Origin of the sequence: Acinetobacter sp. YH12106 (assembly GCF_013418995.1) — a bacterium.
Taxonomy (GTDB): Bacteria; Pseudomonadota; Gammaproteobacteria; order Pseudomonadales; family Moraxellaceae; genus Acinetobacter; species Acinetobacter pseudolwoffii.
Genome location: NZ_VPAV01000001.1, coordinates 86,044 through 106,760 on the forward strand (window position 1 = coordinate 86,044; position 20,717 = coordinate 106,760).

A 20,717-nucleotide genomic window follows, 5' to 3' on the forward strand; every position below is an offset into this window, starting at 1 on the left:
TTATTATGATGTTTCTCATTAATACAGGCGACTACCGGCAAGACTGATCCGTTTGAGTAAATGGTGCTGATCGGCTGGAAAAGGACGACTGGAATGTAAAGTCTCGGAATTTTCTTGTTCATGAGCATCTAAGAAAATTGCCGATTGAAACAAAATTAAAAAAGTAATGATCGAAAGTTTATAAATAACCTTGTATTTTTATTATTCTATTGATTATGAATCATTTAAGGTATTGTGCTGTGAATTGTGTTTATTTAGCTGAGTAAATTTCAGCAGTTTAATGCGCACAAAAGGCCTGATTAAAGTATTCAAACAGCTGCGGTGTCTGGATCCATAATGCCACCGACAGAGCAAATAAAAGCAAGAGCGCCACAGCAATCGAGATTTTGAGTATGAGCATAGAATCAGTCATGCACAATTTGCTCCTCATTGACCCAGAAATGTACCAATACGCCAAAAATGCTTAAGGCAATCGACAGCATCCAGACAGCATTATAATTACCACTCAAGTCATGATTGACTCCACCAAGATAACCACCGAAAAACGAGCCGACCTGATGGGTAAAAAACACGATACCGCTGAGCATGGTCAGGTATTTCACCCCGAACATATTCGCCACAATGCCGTTGGTGAGCGGAACGGTCGATAGCCAGAGTAATCCCATAATGACACCAAAGGCATAGACTGTCCATGTGCTCAGTGGCAGCATGAGAAAGGCAGTAATTGCGATCCCGCGTAAGCCATAGAGACCCATCAACAAATGCGGTTTGGAATATTTACCCCCGAGCCAGCCTGCAGTATAGGTGCCGACCACATTAAATAGACCCACCAATGCCAGAAAAATAGTCCCTGTGGTGGCATTAAAACCGTGATCAATCAGATAACCCGGCAGGTGAATGCCAATAAATACCACCTGGAAACCGCAGACAAAAAAGCCCATAGACAGAAACCAGAAGGGTTTATGATTTTTCACTACCAGCAGAATCTGTTTAAAACTGAGGGACACTTTATTGGGTGTAGATGCTGCATTTGGATGAATATACATTGGTGCTTTCAGCATCCAGGCCAGTGGTACAATCAGGGCAATCAAAATCGCACTGACCACCAATGCTCCTGACCAACCGACATTCTGTAACAGCAACAGGGTCGAAGGCAGCATGATAAACTGGCCAAAAGATCCGGCCGCACTGGCAATACCCATCGCCAGACTGCGTTTTTCTGGTGGTGCAGCACGTCCTACAGCAGACAGTAAAACCGGGAAAGATGTTGCAGACAGGGCCAGACCTAAAATCAGGCCCACACTCAGATTTAACAGCAGTCCAGTAGAACTGACCGCCATGAGTAGCAAGCCCACGGCATAGAGTGCCCCACCTACGGCAACGACAATCTTGCTGCCATATTTATCTGCGAAGGCTCCAGTAATGGGTTGTACTGCTCCCCAGATCAGGTTTTGCATGGCAATCGCCAAGCTAAAAACATTATGTCCCCAACCAAATTCATCACTCATCGGCACCAGATAAAGACCAAATGCATGACGTACGCCCAATGACAATGCCAGAATGATAGCGGAGCCAATCAGCATAAAAATAAGCGCTTTGGAAAATGGAGTATCGGACATAGGGTGAGCATGCAGATGAAATAAGCGCTTATGGTATTCGATTCAAGCTATGGAGGCGATAAAATAAAAATTAATCAAAAGATAAATTTTTTTTATCAATATTTTAAGCTTAAAAAAACGGCCGAAGCCGTTTTCCTAAAACCTGATCTTGAAATTAGAAACGCATCCCGAATCCTGCATAGGCCAGAATAGGATTGATTTCCACATCAGCTTTTGAGCTAATCAGGGTTTGTCCGGTATTTTCATTAATTACTGTAATTTTAGATTCATTTTTCAAATGGGCATAAGATACTGAACCAACTGCAAACCATTTCTCATTGAAATCATAAGTGAAGCCCACAGTCGCTACGGGAGCAAAGGCATCGGTAGCCTCAAGATCCACTTTCATTCTGCCAGTACTGTCCTTCATTTCCAAGGAAGCACCAGCATTCTGATTAATAATATTCTGGATCATATGACCTGCAGCAACGAGATCAGATTCAATGCCTTTATCCATTTCAAGCTCATTGAAATAAGCGTACATTAAGCCTACCCCTACATAAGGTCTGAATTTATTGACCCCGGTTTTACCAAAATGATACTGGAATTCAAAAGCAGGGGTCCAGGCACGTGCTTCTGCTGCTTTGCTAGACTGGGCTAGATCTGTAATTCTAATGTCATTAGCAAGATTCAAATTACCTGCAATCCCGCCTAATGGCGTTGCCACAGCGGCAAATGGCGCATAGATTGTGCCTTTGCCCTTGATATCGACCTTGGGAGGAATGCCGGCTTTCATTTCAAACGAAATATTATCGGTAAAATAGTAGTTGGACATAATGCCTAAGGTAGTGACATCATCGGCTTCCAGACCTGTTCCTGGATTATCCCATTCTGAAAGACCATATACGTAGGAATCTCCAGAAAGGCCACTAGATACTTTACCCCCAAATGCACCAATTAGTCTGACTAATCCTTCAACCACACGGTTTGGTTTGCGGTCGGGGTCAAGGTTGTCTATGACGGTTTGCGCCTGAATATCTCCAACTTTAGATTGATAGCCTTCATTAATCGCAGTATTGACACGAACAGGCTGTGCTTTACCTTGCGGCATGACATGCAAGGCACCGACTGATACAGAAAAGCGCTTAAAGCCATCTCCATCCTGCAGACTAAAATAAGGTGAATCTGCATGTGCAACCATAGGTAAAGTGGCTAGGCCTGCCATACATGCCAGCATTGTTTTCATTGATTTGGAACTCCATGTCCACTGTGTTTATTCGTTTTTCTAGTAAATTTATTATGTGAATTTCATTAAAAAATTCAGTTATAGAACAACAGGTCAAAGGTTAACCGTTGGTTAATATTTGTATCTATCGTATATTTTATGTTTTGTGGGATTGGGTTATTTAGATCAAACTACCTGAAAAATAGCTATTTAAGTCCATTATGCCCAGCTGGCCTTAGAAAACATTTGGTCTTTTTATCAGCATGTTTTTGATTTTGTATTTGACGCTCATGTTTGAGTTGAGACAAAGCACAGGGGGGGAAGTGGTTTGAGAATTGGCTAGTTTTTTTCTGCATGACTGCAGCCAGAAAAAGAGCTGGATGAATTTATCCTAGATCATGCTACCCAGTCACCTGAGTTTTTTTGTACAATAGGCACATATATTATTGAGTGAATCATATGAGCACCCAAACGCCTCCCCAAAAAAAGCCCCTAGTTAATTTGCCTTTTCCGATCAAGCAGGCAGAACAGAATGCAGCAGAAGAAGTTCTAGAAGATTTAAGACCAAGACCGCAGCGTTATGCTGACCGTACCTGGATGCCGCCACGCGGTACTCGTCGTTCAATGGGCAAGCGCTAATTGATCCAACTTAAAAAGCTATGATGAACCATGGCTTTTTTTGTGTGTAATATTTGGCATTTAAGTCATCACAATTTTATTGGTCTATTTGTTTTCCCGCAAAATACACTCTGAATCCTATTGAATTATCCATATTCTTTATTACTTTGAGCTGCTGCATTCAAGATCTAGAACATCGCATCGACAGGGAAGCTAAACGTTCGCCTGAGCTATTGCATGGCTTCTCCCCATAAAAAAAGCCAATTCAAAAATTGGCTTTCAGTCAGATCTGGTTAGCGAATAGTTTTACGTGCTTTATTTTCCGGTTTCGGTGGCGCAATTTCTCGTACTCCTTGCCATACATCAATAAAGTCTTTTTCATTGAGATTATATAGCTCAAGTAGCGCTAAAATTACACCACCAAACAGCATGCCGCCTTCTGAATGACTCTGGAAGTCGACCAGTTTAGTATTTAGGTTATGCAGAATATCTTCAATTTCAAAGACACGTTCCCGCCCATTGCTGTCGGTTGGATAGATCTGGGTATTTAAAATAATCCTCGCCAGACTTTTTTCATTTTCGGTCAATGGCAATTCTTCAATCAGCTCATCAGTCGCAGGATTTAAAATGACTGAATCGCGAAAAATCGTATGTAGGAAGTTTGCGCTTAATTTGGGTAGAGGCTTTTCCACAAAAGGGCGGAAAGATTGCGGGAAAATGACATTGCGTGAAATGCCTTTAAACATCGGTGCAATTTCTTCGACTTTATAACCTGCGATCCCGCATCCTAAAGACGTAATAAAATATTTATTTTTAGAATGGTTTTTGGTGTAAATCTTGAAGTCATCGATATAGTGCTGGATTTGTGACAGCGGCATTTGCTGCAAATGCTCGTTCATGGTTGGAATGGCATAGCTTTGACCCGACCAGCCACGACCGACGCCCATGACTGCACCAAAATGCTCAAGCGCTGTTCTTGCTGCGCCTGCGCTATGCTGACCCGCCAGATTGCTGCCAAAAACAAACACGGTATTTTCCGGAAGGGATTTAACAATATTTTCATCGTGATAGTGGTAAGTCATAATTGTCTATTCGAGGCCATCCTGATCTTCATGTTGCCTTTGATCGGGGTTGGGGTCAAGTAAAAAGCAGGGATGGCCTGAATGTTGAAAGACTGACTAAATATGAGAATTCTCAACATATTTCTCGACTGTCATCATCTGTTGGATTTCGGTATTTTGGCTATGGAATCTGCTCCGGCAAGTCTGAAATCTGCTAAAATTCCTGATCCGCATTCGAGTTGAGACATGTAGCTGTGACTGATAAGCAACCCTTTGAATTAGTAACCAGTTATCAACCCGCAGGTGATCAGCCACAGGCCATTGAAAAGCTGGTCAAGGGTATTGAACAGGGCTTTCATGATCAGCTTTTACTGGGCGTTACCGGGTCGGGTAAGACTTATACCATGGCCAATGTAATTGCACAGACCCAGCGTCCGACCATTGTCATGGCACATAACAAAACGCTGGCTGCACAGCTTTATGGCGAATTTAAAGCATTTTTCCCGAATAACGCCGTCGAGTATTTTGTCAGTTATTATGATTATTATCAGCCGGAAGCTTATGTGCCATCTTCAGATACTTTTATCGAGAAAGATGCCGCAATTAATGACCATATTGACCAGATGCGTCTTTCCGCGACCCGATCATTATTAGAACGTCGTGATGCAATTATTGTCGCATCAGTTTCTGCAATTTATGGTTTGGGTGATCCGAATGCCTACATGAGCATGTTGCTGCATGTGGTGGAAGGCGACCGCATTGGTCGTGATGACATTATCCGCCGTCTGGTCGAAATGCAGTATTCGCGTAATGAACTGGAATTCCTGCGCGGTACTTATCGTATTCGTGGGGAAATTATCGATATTTTTCCGGCAGAATCGGATCAGGATGCCATCCGGATTGAACTGTTTGATGATGAAGTCGACTCCATCCGCTGGTTTGATCCACTGACCGGAAAAATGGTGCGCAAAGTCCCGCGGGTGACGATTTATCCCAAAAGTCACTATGTCACGCCAAAAGACAATTTATCCCGCGCGATTGAAACCATTCGGGAAGAACTCAAAGAACGACTGGTGTTCTTTCGTGAAAATGACAAATTGCTGGAAGCGCAGCGGATTGAGCAGCGTACCCGTTATGATCTGGAAATGATGCAGCAGTTGGGCTATACCAATGGCATCGAAAACTACTCGCGTCATTTGTCTGGACGTCCTTCAGGCGAGGCACCGCCAACCTTGTTCGATTATATTCCCGATGATGCCTTGCTGATTATTGATGAATCGCATGTGACTGTGCCACAAATTGGTGCCATGTATAAAGGCGACCGTTCGCGCAAAGAAAATCTGGTGAATTACGGCTTCCGTTTGCCAAGCGCGCTAGATAACCGCCCGATGAAATTTGAAGAATGGGAACGCATTGTCCCGACCACCGTTTATGTCAGCGCAACGCCAGCACGTTATGAACTGGAAAAATCGCAGCAGATTGTCGAGCAGGTGGTACGTCCGACCGGTCTGATCGATCCTGAAATTGAAATTCGTCCGGTACTGACGCAAGTCGATGATGTACTTTCAGAAATTAATCTGCGTAAAGATATCAATGAGCGGGTACTGGTCACCACCTTGACCAAGCGCATGGCAGAAGACCTGACCTCTTATTTGAAAGAGTACGGGATTAAGGTCGCTTATTTACACTCGGATATCGACACCGTTGAGCGCGTCAAGATTATTCATGAGCTGCGTACTGGCGTACACGATGTGCTGGTCGGGATTAACCTGCTGCGTGAAGGTCTGGATATGCCGGAAGTGTCACTGGTTGCGATTCTGGATGCCGATAAAGAAGGTTTCCTGCGTTCTGAGCGTTCTCTCATTCAGACTATCGGGCGTGCTGCGCGTAACCTGAAAGGGAGGGCGATTTTGTATGCAGATCGAATAACTGACTCAATGCAAAAAGCCATTGATGAGACAGATCGACGTCGTGCCAAGCAGATTCAGTTTAATGAAGAGCATGGTATTATTCCGCGTAGCGCAGTCCGTCAGGTAATCAAGGAAATTGATACCGGTGAAATATTGGATGATGATTCTATTGAATTGAAAGCTTCTGATCAGGCGCGCGCGATCAGTGCAGATGAACGACATATCATGGCAGACCCGAAAATGTTTGCGAAGCATATTAACAAGCTTGAAAAGGAAATGCTGAAAGCCTCTAAAGAGTTACAGTTTGAGCAGGCTGCACGTCTGCGTGATGAAATTTTGCGCTTAAAAGCCCAGATGTTTGATTGATTTTTTTTACATGAAGTTTTATTTCGATGACCTAAAGTCAATCATAAACCAAACATAATGTAACAAATCAAGTGCTTGGATAAGGCTATTGTAAGAACAGAAAATTTTTAAATAAATATTTTGTGAACATATAATAGGTATTTTTATGACAACTCAAAATTCTTCAGGTAATGGATTGAAGCTGGCAAAAATTGCTGTGGGTAGTGCGGTTCTTCTTGGTTTTGGCGCGGCGACGATGGCCTATGCGCAAAATGAGCCATTAGCCACTGTTGAAAAAGTAGAACTGGACCGTTATTTGGGGACTTGGTATGAAGTGGCGCGCAAGCCTTTGTCTTTTCAAAATAAATGCGATCGTGATGTCACTGCAACCTATACCTTAAATGAAAATGGCAATATTGTGGTCGATAACCGCTGTATGAAAAAAGATGGTCAGCCCACCCAATCCTTGGGTGAGGCATTTGTGCAAGATCCACCGCAAAATACCAAATTAAAAGTCAGTTTCCTGCCCGAATTTATTCGCTGGATTCCGGTCGGGCGTGGCGATTATTGGGTCTTAAAACTGGATGAGAATTATCAAACCGTTCTGGTCGGTGAGCCTAAACGTAAATACATGTGGATACTGTCACGTAATCCGCAATTAGATAAAAATGTTGTAAACGAATATTTGCAATATGCACAGTCTGTGGGTTATGACCTGAGTGATGTGATTCATACCAAACAAACGCAAAGATAGAAATATCTTCTTAATCGAAACCATGCTTAGGCATGGTTTTTTATTTTTATGAGCAAAAATATATTTCAAAGTAGGGTAGTGATTTCACTTTAAATAGATGAAGCATCAAGCTTTCTAGTGTACTAATCGTTATAATGCCGGCGAATGAAAGTAGAGTTTGACTATGTATAAAGGCATTGCGTTATCTGTATTGGCCTCGGTGGTTTTCGGGGTGCTCTATGTATTTACGCCTTTCTTGCAGCCTTTAGATAGTGAACAGACCTTTGCCTGGCGCATGCTGGCCACGATTCCGTTTTTAACTGCCTTTATGTGGTGGTCGGGTGATCTGCAACATATCAGCAGTATCTTTAAGCGGGTTTTGCAGCAACCTGCCTTGTTGATCTGGCTGCTGATCAGCTCCCTGTTATGTACCACACAATTATGGCTGTTCTTGTGGGGCCCTATCAATGGTCGTGGCCTAGAAGTCTCACTCGGCTATTTTTTGTTGCCTCTGGTGATGGTGCTGGTCGGCTGTATGCTCTATAAAGAAAAATTGTCATCATTCCAGATGGTCGCTGTCGCTTTGGCGGTATTGGGTGTGGGGCATGAGATCTGGCGAATTGGTTCAATTGCATGGGAAACGGTCTATGTGGCTTTGGCCTATCCTTTGTATTTCTTCATGCGGCGTAAATTTGCTACGGATCATCTGGGGGGCTTCTGGTGGGATCTATTTCTGATTTTGCCCGCTGCATTTTATCTGGGTTTTATTTATAGCGACTCGATGCAGCTCATGTTAAATCATTCTCATTTAATCTGGGCAGTATTGGTATTGGGTTTTTTGAGCGCACTGGGACTCGGTAGCTATATTCTCGCCAGCCGATATTTACCCTTTGTGATCTTTGGATTGTTGAGTTATCTGGAACCTGTGCTGTTGGCCTTTGCCTCGATGGCTTTGGGGGAGCGTGTGGAAGCTGGCGAGTGGCTGACTTATATTCCAATTTGGCTTGCCGTATTGGTGCTGGTGATTGAAGGAATTCTGCATCTATTTAAGCAGCGTAAACAGCAATTAGCGCTTAAAAAAAATCTGGCAAACTATCAGGATCGACTAGACTCTTAAAATTAAAAAGAGATCGAATGAATAAACAACATTTAACAAATTTCTGCTCCGTACGGGAAAACGCATGCTTTTAAAATTTTTGAATGCAAAATCATTTAGCTAATTGCAACTATTTCCCAGATTTATAGTGAATATACGTTAAAAACCACTCGTCTCGGTGAGCTTTTGATTCAAAGTTGTCTCCAATTCCATTACAATTATGGGGTTTTGAAATTTATGCCTAGATTTACAATTAATTAGAGGACGTATCTGTGAGCAAAGACACTATCGTTGCCCTACATGCAGAGCACCAAGGTCGCTGGAAAAACCGTGAAGAACTTGCGGAACGCATGATTGCCCTTGTTGGTCAGTTATATCGTGAAAAAAATATTGTAGCTACAGTTTATGGTCGCTCTTTAATTAACCGTTCTGTGATTCAGATCTTGAAAGCACACCGCCGTACTCGCGTACTCGATGTTGAACTTTCGGTTGTAAATACATTCCCAATTCTTGAAGCATTGGCGAAAGTTGAGAACATCGGTTCTGCTGAAGTTGATCTAGGTAAACTTGCTGTTGAATTTAAAGAAAAAGGCGGCGACATCGATGCATTTGTTGCAGACGCTGTTAAATCTCTAGAAGGTAATGCTGCTGCTGTAGAACATAAAGACGTAGTTCTTTATGGTTTCGGTCGTATCGGTCGTATCCTGGCACGTTTGATGATTGGTCAATCAGGTCTGGGTCGCGGTCTTAGCCTGAAAGCAATCGTGGTTCGTAAATCATCTGATGGTGATTTGGAAAAACGTGCATCTCTACTGCGTCGTGACTCGATTCATGGCCCATTTGCAGGCACGATTTCTGTAGATGAAGAAAACGAAGCAATTATTGCAAACGGTAACTTCATTAAAGTGATCTATGCGTCTAATCCTTCTGAAGTGGATTACACAGCATATGGTATTAACAATGCACTTGTAATCGACAACACTGGTAAATGGCGTGATGCTGAAGGTCTTGCTCAACACCTCAAATGCCCGGGCGCTGCTCGTGTTATTTTGACTGCACCTGGTAAAGGTGACATGAAGAATGTGGTTTACGGTGTGAACCAGGCGGACATCCTTGCTGAAGATAGCATCATCTCTGCTGCAAGCTGTACGACTAACGCAATTACTCCAACACTGAAAGTATTGCATGATAAATACACCGTGTTAAATGGTCATGTTGAAACAGTTCACTCGTTCACAAACGACCAGAACTTGATCGATAACTACCATAAAGCGGACCGTCGTGGCCGTGCTGCAACATTGAACATGGTTATTACTGAAACTGGCGCAGCGAAAGCAGTTGCTAAAGCGCTGCCAGCACTTCAAGGTAAATTGACCGGTAATTCTGTACGTGTTCCTACGCCAAATGTATCACTTGCAATTCTTAACCTGACTTTAGGTCAAGACGTTGATCGTGATGAAGTGAATGAATACATTCGTCAGATTTCAATCGGTTCGATCCTTCAAGGTCAAATCGGTTATACCAACTCGACTGAAGTGGTCTCTTCTGACTTTATTGGTTCACGCACTGCAGGTGTATTTGACGCGCAAGCAACAATCACTTCAGGCAACCGTTTAACTGCTTATGTTTGGTACGATAATGAAGTGGGTTATAGCTGCCAGGTATTACGTATTGCTGAACAAATGGGCGGCGTAAGCTATCCTAAAGTTCCTGCAGAAACAAATGCATAATTTGTTGATGTAGTTTAAAAAAGAGTCTCTATGGAGGCTCTTTTTTTATACTTATTTTTTATTGAAGTCGGGTGGATTCGATTCAATCACGAAATGTAAATCAGCTTGCTGACGAAATATTAATCTGTTAGCTTACAAAGAGTAAGTATATTAAAATCAGTAAGTAATAAAATCCCGAGATAGATTTATGACAAATTATGCAATTAGTCCGTTACTAGGGCAGGTTTTATCAACTGAATGTCCATCACGTGAAATATTGGAACATCTTGCCAATAAATGGTCGGTCTTGGTGTTGCGTTGCCTGAGTGAAGGTGTGCATCGTTTTAGTGAACTGAAACAACGGATTGAAGGGGTGAGTGAAAAGATGCTCTCCCAGACTTTAAAAGTGCTGGAACAAGATGGTTTTGTGCTCAGAACGGTTTATCCGGTTGTGCCACCAAAAGTGGAATATCAGTTGACCATTACCGGTTCACAAGCTGCAGATAAAGTGATGCAAATGATTCACTGGATTGAACGTGGTTTACCAGAAATTTTAGAAAATAAACAACGTGTTGCCAAATAGAAGCTAAATTGCTTTTGGGGTAGCAAGAGATGAAAAAGTCAGAAAATCTGTTGGCTACTTTACTGGCAGTGTATGCAATCATTTTAGTTTTATGCATTGCGATTTATGCAATCTTCAAACTTTTAGATGTTGATATTGCTTTAGCGACCAATCTCTTGCTTTGGTCAGCAACGATCTTTGCACCGCTTGCAATATTAATGACCTATACCAGTTGGCGAGAGCAGAAAGGGGTAGAAGTAATTGCTAATTATTGTAAAGGACTAGTTATTCAACTTGTTGAGCTTGAGCATCTTAGTAATCAAATATGTAATTATTTAATTTATAAACCTGATCGAAATGAAAGTATAAAAATATTGAATAAAAAATTTATATCTATATTTAATGAGCAAGAAGATGCTTTTAAATTTTTAGGTAAAGCAATATCTGATGGAGAATTAAAAGACCAAATTAGGAGATTTCAAAATCAATGTTTGCTTAACTATGTAAGATATAACGCACTGGTTGGTAGTGAAAATTTGGAACGTATCGCGAATATTACACCTCAATTAGGTAGTATTCATCGAGAACAAAATTCTAATCTTAGAACAGAGTTAATGAAGTATGTACTTTACCAAAAGGAATAAACCGATCGATTTATTCCTTTGTGAATCAAGCATTTTGCATTTTCTTAAAATCCAAGCGATCAATCATTAAAATTCCAATCGAGAAAACTAAACCTAATACTACACATCCAATCCATTCAAAGTGTTGCCAAGCATAGACTGCACCAAGCGAACCTAAAGCGGCACCACTAAAGTAAATCGTCATATAGACTGCATTAATACGTGAACGCGATTTAAGATCAATCCGATAAACCAGATTCTGATTCAAAACATGGAAGGCTGTCAGACCAAAGTAGGCCATCAGCACACCAATCGCATAGATTACAATATTGTGCTGGGCAAAATATAAGGGCAGTGTAGAGCCGAACATCAGGACAATGCATAGCTTGGCGACCAGATTTTCTCTACCTTGTCCTACGGTTTTGCCTGACCAGCTTGATGAATAAATCCCGATCACGCCCAGTAAGCCAAATAACCCAATTTCGAAATCGGTGAAATAATAAGGTGTATTGCCTAATACAAAAGTCATCGAGGTAAAGATCATCGATAAAATTCCAAAACCCAAGGCGCCCGCACAGGCACGCCGGATTAAATGTGGATTCTGACCTGCAAGGCTAAACAAAGAGCGGTAAATGTCACCAATAGTTAAGCCTGCCTGAGCTTGAGTATCGGGTAGTTTTTTCCACATGAGTGCTGCAAAGAGCAAGGTGATCACACCGCTGGATAAATACACACCTTCCCAAGACCAGTAAGTGGAAACAAAGCCGGCAAAGGTACGTGACAGAATAATTCCCATCACCAACCCACTCATCAGCTTACCCACTGTAGCAGCGCTGGATTCAGGTGGGCTAATGGTCGATGCAAAAGGAATTAAGATCTGCGCCGAGATTGCGCCAAAGGTGGCACACAAGGTAAACAGATATAACATTGATAAAGTCGTACTGAATGAAAGCAATATCTGCGAAATGGCTGCAAAGACCATCAGGTTAACGATCAGTTTGCGTTTATTCAGAAAGTCTCCCAAAGGAACCAAAAGCATTAAGCCGAGGACATAACCAATCTGTGCAATCACCACGGCAAAACCGGCCTGACTGGTACTAATGCCCAGACTTTTCTCGATTGAATAGATCAGAGGCTGGTTAAAATAGGCAGAGCCTGCACATAAGCCACATGCCATTGCCATCAATAATACAAATTGTGATGACAATGGACTGACAGATTTCCTTTCTGAATTGCTCATAGGCCCGACTCTTTTAACATTGCCTGCACTATAGGCAGTTGCACGACAAAGCAGAAATAATTAAAAACAATCAAGTGATCATTAAAAAGTATATTAAAACAAAAGCATAGAGCTTAGTTTTGAAACTTATCAAAAATTAATGGCTGTTCAATAACATGACAGGATTAAATAAGCGATCTTCATGGAATAGCATATAAATATAGTCGAGAAATTCTTTAAAATATGGCAGAATATGGGGTTTTAAAGTTTTTAGAGGATTGGCAATATGCGCTTTGTTGATGAAGCAGTCATTACCGTAGAGGCTGGCGACGGTGGCAATGGCGTAGCCAGTTTTCGCCGTGAAAAATTCGTGCCATTTGGTGGTCCAGATGGTGGTGATGGTGGTCGTGGTGGCAGTATTTATATACAGGCTGACGACAACACCAGTACGCTAGTTGATTATCGTTATACACGTAAATTCCGTGCAGAACGAGCAAAAAATGGCCGTGGGGCGAACTGTGCTGGTCGTGGCGGTGAAGACACCGTATTAAAAGTTCCAGTCGGAACAACAATTGTAGATGTTGAGTCTGGCGACATTATTGGCGATTTGATCGAAGATGGTCAACGCGTGAAAGTGGCAGCAGGCGGTGACGGTGGTTTAGGAAATACGCACTTTAAATCATCGACCAACCGTTCACCACGTAAGTGTACGCATGGTCAAAAAGGCGAATTCCGTGAAATCCGTCTGGAGCTTAAAGTTCTGGCAGATGTGGGCTTGCTGGGTATGCCAAATGCGGGTAAATCAACCTTCATTCGTGCAGTATCGGCGGCAAAACCAAAAGTGGCAGATTATCCATTTACCACCATGGTGCCAAACCTGGGTGTGGTCGATGCCGATAGTCACCGTTCATTCGTGATGGCCGATATTCCGGGTCTGATTGAAGGTGCATCTGAAGGTGCAGGTCTGGGGATTCGCTTCCTGAAGCATCTGGCACGTACCCGTATCTTGTTACACATCGTTGATGTACAACCGATTGATGGCTCAGATCCGGCACATAATGCTAAAGCAATTATGAAAGAGTTAGAAAATTTCTCCCCAACACTTTCAAAACTGCCGATCGTATTGGTGCTGAATAAAGTCGACCAATTGGCTGAAGAAACACGTGAAGAATGGTGTACTCATATTCTTGAAGAATTGCAGTGGGAAGGCCCGGTTTTTGAAACTTCTGGCTTAACCGCTGAAGGTACCAAAGACGTGGTTTACTACCTGATGGATCAGATCGAAGAGCAGCGTGAACGCGAAGCTGAAGATCAAGAATATGCAGCAGAAATGAAAGCATTCCGTGATCAGCTTGAAGCTGAAACACGTGAACAAACCATCGCTGCAAAAGAAGCGTATCGTGAGATGCGTCGTCAGCAACGTCTTGCCGGTATTCTGGGCGACGATGAAGATGATGAAGATGGCGATGATGATAGTGATGTGGAAGTGTACTACGTACGCTAATCTCTGAGAGAAGAGTCTGAGGACAAGATGATAGAAGTGGTAGATGGGCAGCGTCAGCTCAAGGGTTGTAAACGAATCGTTGTTAAAATCGGATCATCTTTACTCACAGCAAACGGACAAGGTTTAGATTTAGATGCCATCTCGCACTGGGCGGGACAAATCGCAGATCTACACAATGCAGGACACGAGATTATTCTGGTGTCTTCCGGTGCTGTGGCTGAAGGTATGGTGCGAATGAAACTTGAGAATCGACCCACCGATCTACCCAGTCTTCAGGCTTGTGCTGCCATTGGTCAGATGGGCCTGATTCATACCTGGTCAAGCGTACTGGAGAAACACCAGATTCGAACGGCGCAGGTATTATTGACCCATGATGATCTGGCAGATCGCCGCCGCTATCTCAATTCATGTGATGCTTTGCAGAACCTGATTGACTGGCGCGTGATTCCGGTGATTAATGAAAATGATACCGTTTCTACCGATGAAATCCGCTTTGGTGATAACGACACGCTGGCTGCCATGGTGGCAGGTCAGGTGCATGCCGATCTTCTGATTATCTTAACCGATCAGGAAGGTATGTTTGACTCAGATCCACGCTCGAATCCAGATGCCAAACTGTTCCATACGGTACGTGCGATGGATGAGAGCCTGTTTGAGATGGCCGGTGGTGGTGGTAAATTTGGTCGCGGCGGCATGCTGACCAAAGTTCGTGCTGCACGACTGGCGGCAAAGTCCGGTTGTCCGACCTTAATTGCAAGCGGTGATAGTGATGCTGTGCTATCTCGTCTGATGTCTGGTGAATTGTTAGGAACCTTGTTTGTGACTGACAAAGATCGGATGACCGCGCATCAGCAATGGTTGGCAGCACACCTGCAAACGGCAGGTCGTTTGGTGATTGATGATGGTGCGGTAAAGGCCATTAAAGACAATCATCGTAGCTTGTTGCCTGTCGGCGTCAAAGCGGTTGAAGGACATTTTGAGCGCGGTGATGTGGTGGAATGTGTGGATACACAAGGTCACCGAATTGCAGTCGGTCGTGTTAACTTTAGTTCGCGTTCGGCAGATATTGTACGTGGTCTGGCTTCTGATAAAGTGCATCAGGTTTTAGGTGAAGCGCGTTCACTCGAGATGATTCACCGCAATCATATGGCGATTTACTAAGTCATTCAGATTTAAATTTCAATCATAAAAAATCCCGCTTTCGAGCGGGATTTTTTATGACATCTTAATGCGATTTATTTAATCCAGCCCATCAGGATTAATGGCGCAAACAGTGACTGATGAATAGTTAAAATAAACTGCATGAGTTTATCCTGATATTTCCACCACAATGGTAATCCAGCTAAATTTACTGTTATTGCAATCAGGAATGCACCCAGCATATCCATCGGAAAATGCACACCGACATAAACACGTGACCAAGCTACTAGCCAAGCTGTCCAGATTAGAATTCTTCCCAAATCACGTTGTGATGAAAAATAACAAGATAGGGCAATCCCACTAAAAATACTCATATGATTGCTGGGAAAAGAACCTGTAGGTGCATGTTCGATCAGGGTGCGACCAATATCTATTACAAACGGACGTGGGGTATTCAGGATCGCGGACAATACCTCGCTGATCGACAAGGTAATTGCTGTAAAAATAAATGCCTTGATAATGCCAATTTTTACTTCATAACTGCCACGGAACCAGGCAATAGCAAAAATCAGCAGAAAGAGATAAACCAGATCATGCGCAATCAGGGAGGCATAGTGGATCATCCAGATCGAGGCGTGTTCAGGTACATTTAGGATATGAAGCAGGTAAAGATTCAGTTGGTCAAGAGACATGAGCAGAGAGGATTGGTACAAATGTCCGTTACTCTAAACCGGTCAAACCTCAATTCCTACCTGAGTTTGTATGAATTTGTAGCCTTGATTATTAAAGAATATTCAAATGATAGAAAACCACCCAAAAGGGTGGTTCTTAAAAATCCGAATAATATGATGAAATCTTATTTAAACTGAATCGCACCATTGGCACTCACCGTCATTTGCGATTCACCCGCAGCAACTTCCTGCTCTGGAACAGCCATATCCGCCGATGCAGCTTTCATCATGGCCATACGCGGTACAGGTTGTGGTGAATAGTTATTGGTATTCAGATTTAAGTTTACCAGTTGATAACTCGGTTTGTTCCAAGCTTGAGTCAGGGCCTGTGCGCGTTGCTGGAAGTTTTTAGAGGCTTCAATCATCAGCTCATTTTCAACTTTTTTGCGCTTTTCGTCTGAAACTTTGAAGTTAATTGACTGGGTCTGGAAGTGCTGTTGTAATTCAGCAATCAGTTGAGACGCCGCTTTAAAATCTTTCGATTCCAGACGAATCTGGGCACGTCCACGCCATTCTTTCAATTTGCGGTTATCATTGTCATAAATAGGGTAAGTGCTTTGTGCGCCCGTCTCGATTTTCACAGTTGGATATTTGCGCGCTGTGGTAATGGCCTGATTCATTAGCTGGTTAATTTGTGTAGCCAATTCAGCTGGCTGTTTGTTGGATTTTTCAATATAAAGCACGGCATGCATTTCATCATTTGAGATTTCACGACTGGCCTCTGCTGAAAGATTCACAACATTGTAATTCAGCGATTCAGCCGGAGCTGCAAATGCGCCTGTGGCCAAGGTAGATGCAAGGATAAAACTGGTAAGTGCTAAGAGACGCATGAAATTGTCCTGTTTTTCTTAAAATTGGCCATCTAAGCCGTTGTTAAAATATTAAATCTCAATTGTGATCTTTTTACGAAATATTTGTGGTAAGAGTGTTAAATTTTCTTTCATTTTACACTCTTACTTGATTTATGTTTATCGTTAATAATTAAGTGCTTAATGGTGGATTTTAAGCTTTTTTGCCTGAATGTTAGCTGTGCTACAAAAAAGCATAAAAGAACCCGCTTTTCTTTCTGCTGTCACACTGTAAGATGATCATTCAGGTTATAGGTTGGTGTGATGTTTTTTTTCGATAAAGATTAGGACAAAATGCAACTGAAAGTTGTTTATTTTCCTGAAAAATTCGGTATCATCCGCCTCCTAGTTATTTAAATACAAACTGCTAGCTAGAACCTCTTTATAAAGCGCCGAGTCAAAGGACCAAACGTCACCAGACTTATTTCTTTCACCCATATCAGAGATGGTAATTCGATATGAGCGTTACTTCTGTAAACCCTGCCACCAATTCCACAAACGAATACTACTTGACTCGCCAAAGTCAGATGGAATCGAATGTGCGTAGTTATCCACGTAAATTACCGTTAGCGATAGCGAAAGCACAAGGTTGCTGGGTTACCGATGTTGAAGGTACTGAGTACCTTGATTGTTTAGCTGGGGCAGGGACGTTGGCATTGGGCCATAATCATCCTGCAGTCATTCAAAGTATCCAGGATACAATTGCAAGCGGCTTGCCATTGCATACACTGGATTTAACTACGCCTTTAAAAGATGCTTTTACTGAAGCACTTCTTTCTTATCTTCCAGGTGGTCAAGAAGAATACTGCTTGCAGTTCTGTGGCCCATCCGGTGCAGATGCAACAGAAGCAGCCATCAAACTTGCGAAAACCTTTACCGGTCGTAGCTCGGTGATCAGCTTCTCTGGTGGCTATCACGGTATGACGCATGGTGCATTGGCCATGACCGGTAACCTGTCTGCGAAAAACGCAGTTAACGGTTTGATGCCAGGCGTTCAATTCATGCCGTATCCGCATGAATACCGTTGCCCATTGGGTCTTGGTGGTGAAGCGGGTGTTGACGCTTTAACGTATTTCTTTGAAAACTTCATTGAAGATGTAGAAAGCGGCGTGACTAAACCGGCAGCTGTGATTCTTGAAGCAATTCAAGGGGAAGGCGGTGTGGTAACTGCACCTGTGAAATGGTTGAAGAAAATCCGTGAAGTGACTGAAAAGCACAACATCGTGTTGATTCTTGATGAAGTTCAAGCGGGCTTTGCACGTTCAGGTAAAATGTTTGCCTTTGAACATGCGGGCATCGAACCTGATGTGGTGGTGATGTCTAAAGCTGTTGGTGGTAGCTTGCCGCTCGCAGTACTCGGTATTAAACGTAAGTTTGATGCTTGGCAGCCAGCAGGTCATACCGGTACGTTCCGTGGTAACCAGTTGGCAATGGGTACAGGTCTTGCAACGATCAATACCATTAAAGAACAAAACCTGGCGCAAAATGCCCAAGAACGCGGTGATTTCCTGCAAGCTGAGATTAAAAAATTAGCTGCCGAATTCCCATGTATTGGTAACGTGCGCGGTCGCGGTTTGATGATTGGTGTTGAAATTGTGGACGAGCGCCAAAAGGCAGATCACATGGGTTCTTTACCTGCTGATGGTCAGTTGGCAGCAGCGATCCAGACGGCATGTTTCAACAATAAATTATTGCTTGAGAAAGGTGGTCGTAACGGTACGGTAATTCGTTTACTTTGCCCATTGATCATCACGCATGACGAATGTGTTGAAGTGATTGCTCGCTTTAAGAAAGCAGTTGCTGAAGCTCTTGTTGCAGTTCGAGGCGCATAATTCATGGTAGATTTTGCAGAACATCGTAAAGCTTTACTTTGTAATGATGCTGCATCCATCGCTGACTACCAGTCAGCCATGGATCAAGCGACCAAAGCGGTTGCAGCATGGTTGCAAAATGACAAAATGTACACGGGTGGCAGCATTAACGAGCTGCGCAGCGCGATTGCGTTTAATCCTTCTAAACAGGGGTTGGGTGTAGAGAAATCTTTAGAGCGTATGGTTGAACTTTTTCTGAATAAAAGTTTAAAAGTTCATCATCCGCATTCGCTTGCGCATTTGCATTGTCCAACCATGGTGACCAGCCAGATTGCGGAAGTACTGATTAACGCAACCAACCAGTCAATGGACTCATGGGATCAAAGCCCGGCCGGTTCATTGATGGAAGTTCAGTTAATCGATTGGTTACGTCAAAAAGTAGGCTATGGCGCAGGTCAGGCAGGCGTATTCACCTCTGGTGGTACACAGTCTAACCTGATGGGCGTACTGCTGGCACGTGATGCTTGCATCGCGAAAAACTGGAAAGACGAAAACGGTAAGCCGTGGTCGGTTCAACGTGATGGTATTCCTGCGGATGCGATGCGTAATGTCAAAGTCATCTGTTCTGAAAATGCACATTTCTCTGTGCAAAAGAACATGGCGATGATGGGCATGGGTTTCCAGTCAGTGGTGACTGTTCCTGTCGATGAAAATGCGCGCATGGACATGGACGCACTGGAAAAAACCATGGCACACCTTCAAAACGAAGGCAAAATCGTGGCATGTGTGGTGGCAACTGCGGGTACTACCGATGCAGGTGCAATCGATCCACTGAAGAAAGTCCGTGAAATCACCAACCAATATGGCGCGTGGATGCACATCGATGCAGCTTGGGGTGGTGCTTTAATTCTGTCTAATGATCATCGCGATATGTTAGATGGTATCGAGCTGTCTGATTCGATTACGCTCGATTTCCATAAGCATTATTTCCAGACCATTTCGTGTGGCGCGTTCTTGCTGAAAGACGAAGCAAACTATCGTTTCATGCATTATGAAGCGGAGTACTTGAACTCTGCCTATGATGAAGAACATGGTGTGCCGAACCTGGTATCGAAGTCACTACAAACCACGCGTCGTTTTGATGCGTTGAAATTGTGGATGACGGTTGAAGCATTAGGCGAAGAGCTTTATGGTTCGATGATCGATCACGGTGTTGGTTTGACGCGTGATGTGGCAGATTATATTAAAGTGACTGACGGTCTGGAGCTTCTGCTTGAGCCACAATTCGCTTCTGTGCTGTTCCGTGTGGTTCCAGCGGGCTATCCGGTTGAACTTTTAGATACACTGAACCAGAACGTGGCAGATGAGCTGTTTGCACGTGGTGAAGCGAATATTGGTGTGACGAAAGTCGCTCAGGTTCAATCCTTGAAAATGACGACTTTAAGCCCGGTTGCAACGCTGGATAACGTGAAGAACTTGCTGGCACTGGTGCTTGCAGAAGCGGATCGTATCAAAGATTCAATTGCTGATGGTACTTATACGCCACCCATTGCATAAGTGATGGTGGTGTGAAAAAAGGAGATCGAAATGATCTCCTTTTTTTATTTTTGAGTCATAGAATGATCAATTCTATAGGTAGATTCATCAGAAAAATACCGAGTATATGTACTTATTTTAAGCTGTTATAAAATCGTCATCTAATTATGTAACGCTAGGGAGCAGGATTTATCCTGAGTTCAGGTTTATAAAAATTGTTACATGTCATTGGTCTAAAATTTTTTATTGAAGTGAATGACAAAAAGAACTTAATCATTGAAATCCATAAAAATTTAATCAAGAAAAAACTGCTAGATTAAAAATCACTAAATCGTAATAAAGCTGTAACTTATCTGTCATATTCTAAAATCAAAATGCAGGTATCGAAAGAAGTACAAAACTGAATAAAAAGTGGCGTACTCCAAATTTGCATAAATGAGAGAGATAC

The 20,717-nt window shown here is 42.9% G+C and carries 18 protein-coding genes and 1 pseudogene; 11 read left to right on the forward strand and 8 right to left on the reverse strand.

Annotated features, from left to right (window positions below):
* Positions 1–18: 18 nt before the first annotated feature.
* From FTU45_RS15405 to FTU45_RS00540, 4 genes and pseudogenes are all read right to left on the reverse strand, one after another.
* A pseudogene (locus FTU45_RS15405) lies at positions 19–114 on the reverse strand (TauD/TfdA family dioxygenase); the annotation flags it as partial.
* A 163-nt stretch (positions 115–277) separates the two neighbouring features.
* A complete protein-coding gene (locus FTU45_RS15410) occupies positions 278–412 on the reverse strand; it encodes a hypothetical protein (protein ID WP_005096435.1) in 135 nt (44 codons plus the stop codon).
* Positions 405–1,619, reverse strand: coding sequence for an MFS transporter (locus tag FTU45_RS00535; protein ID WP_005171778.1), 1,215 nt, complete (start codon positions 1,617–1,619; stop codon positions 405–407). The genes FTU45_RS15410 and FTU45_RS00535 overlap by 8 nt, the downstream gene beginning before the upstream one ends.
* A gap of 154 nt (positions 1,620–1,773) precedes the next feature.
* Positions 1,774–2,844: an OmpW family protein gene (locus tag FTU45_RS00540; RefSeq protein WP_074383021.1), complete on the reverse strand. Its 1,071-nt coding sequence runs from the start codon at positions 2,842–2,844 to the stop codon at positions 1,774–1,776.
* A gap of 438 nt (positions 2,845–3,282) precedes the next feature.
* Here FTU45_RS00540 and FTU45_RS00545 point away from each other — a divergent pair, with 438 nt between their 5' ends.
* Complete coding sequence (locus FTU45_RS00545; RefSeq protein WP_074383020.1) at positions 3,283–3,462, forward strand: hypothetical protein; 180 nt, start codon at positions 3,283–3,285, stop codon at positions 3,460–3,462.
* 272 nt (positions 3,463–3,734) lie between these two features.
* Here the strand turns inward: FTU45_RS00545 and FTU45_RS00550 are convergent, their stop codons facing one another.
* Positions 3,735–4,523, reverse strand: a complete 789-nt coding sequence (locus FTU45_RS00550; protein WP_180075733.1) for a hypothetical protein — start codon at positions 4,521–4,523, stop codon at positions 3,735–3,737.
* 233 nt (positions 4,524–4,756) lie between these two features.
* On the opposite strand from FTU45_RS00550, the gene uvrB reads away from it, so the two are divergent.
* The 6 genes from uvrB (at position 4,757) to FTU45_RS15415 (ending at position 11,501) form a co-directional block, all read left to right on the forward strand.
* Positions 4,757–6,778 carry an excinuclease ABC subunit UvrB gene (gene uvrB / locus FTU45_RS00555; protein ID WP_005171773.1) on the forward strand — a complete coding sequence of 674 codons (2,022 nt, stop codon included), beginning with the start codon at positions 4,757–4,759 and terminating at the stop codon, positions 6,776–6,778.
* Positions 6,779–6,923: 145 nt separating this feature from the next.
* Positions 6,924–7,511, forward strand: a complete 588-nt coding sequence (locus FTU45_RS00560) for a lipocalin family protein (RefSeq protein ID WP_100328754.1) — start codon at positions 6,924–6,926, stop codon at positions 7,509–7,511.
* A gap of 163 nt (positions 7,512–7,674) precedes the next feature.
* Positions 7,675–8,607, forward strand: coding sequence for an EamA family transporter RarD (rarD, locus tag FTU45_RS00565; protein WP_074383018.1), 933 nt, complete (start codon positions 7,675–7,677; stop codon positions 8,605–8,607).
* A 251-nt stretch (positions 8,608–8,858) separates the two neighbouring features.
* Entirely contained in the window at positions 8,859–10,316 is a 1,458-nt protein-coding gene (locus tag FTU45_RS00570; protein WP_005096443.1) for a glyceraldehyde-3-phosphate dehydrogenase, read from the forward strand.
* 187 nt (positions 10,317–10,503) lie between these two features.
* Entirely contained in the window at positions 10,504–10,878 is a 375-nt protein-coding gene (locus FTU45_RS00575) for a helix-turn-helix domain-containing protein (RefSeq protein ID WP_005171768.1), read from the forward strand.
* 29 nt (positions 10,879–10,907) lie between these two features.
* A complete protein-coding gene (locus tag FTU45_RS15415; protein WP_257223900.1) occupies positions 10,908–11,501 on the forward strand; it encodes a hypothetical protein in 594 nt (197 codons plus the stop codon).
* 25 nt (positions 11,502–11,526) lie between these two features.
* On the opposite strand, the gene FTU45_RS00585 is transcribed toward FTU45_RS15415, so the two are convergent.
* Complete coding sequence (locus FTU45_RS00585) at positions 11,527–12,720, reverse strand: MFS transporter (protein WP_180075734.1); 1,194 nt, start codon at positions 12,718–12,720, stop codon at positions 11,527–11,529.
* 265 nt (positions 12,721–12,985) lie between these two features.
* Between FTU45_RS00585 and cgtA the strand changes: the two genes are divergently transcribed.
* Both cgtA and proB read left to right on the forward strand, forming a co-directional pair.
* Positions 12,986–14,203, forward strand: coding sequence for an Obg family GTPase CgtA (cgtA, locus tag FTU45_RS00590; RefSeq protein ID WP_005096448.1), 1,218 nt, complete (start codon positions 12,986–12,988; stop codon positions 14,201–14,203).
* Between the two features lie 27 nt (positions 14,204–14,230).
* Positions 14,231–15,364, forward strand: a complete 1,134-nt coding sequence (proB, locus tag FTU45_RS00595) for a glutamate 5-kinase (protein ID WP_005096449.1) — start codon at positions 14,231–14,233, stop codon at positions 15,362–15,364.
* Positions 15,365–15,438: 74 nt separating this feature from the next.
* On the opposite strand, the gene FTU45_RS00600 is transcribed toward proB, so the two are convergent.
* Positions 15,439–16,035 carry a phosphatase PAP2 family protein gene (locus FTU45_RS00600; RefSeq protein WP_180075735.1) on the reverse strand — a complete coding sequence of 199 codons (597 nt, stop codon included), beginning with the start codon at positions 16,033–16,035 and terminating at the stop codon, positions 15,439–15,441.
* Between the two features lie 164 nt (positions 16,036–16,199).
* A complete protein-coding gene (locus FTU45_RS00605; protein WP_005096452.1) occupies positions 16,200–16,904 on the reverse strand; it encodes an SIMPL domain-containing protein in 705 nt (234 codons plus the stop codon).
* Positions 16,905–17,380: 476 nt separating this feature from the next.
* On the opposite strand from FTU45_RS00605, the gene FTU45_RS00610 reads away from it, so the two are divergent.
* Both FTU45_RS00610 and FTU45_RS00615 read left to right on the forward strand, forming a co-directional pair.
* Positions 17,381–18,754: a diaminobutyrate--2-oxoglutarate transaminase gene (locus FTU45_RS00610; protein WP_005096454.1), complete on the forward strand. Its 1,374-nt coding sequence runs from the start codon at positions 17,381–17,383 to the stop codon at positions 18,752–18,754.
* Between the two features lie 3 nt (positions 18,755–18,757).
* Entirely contained in the window at positions 18,758–20,290 is a 1,533-nt protein-coding gene (locus tag FTU45_RS00615; RefSeq protein WP_005096455.1) for an aspartate aminotransferase family protein, read from the forward strand.
* Positions 20,291–20,717: the final 427 nt, after the last annotated feature.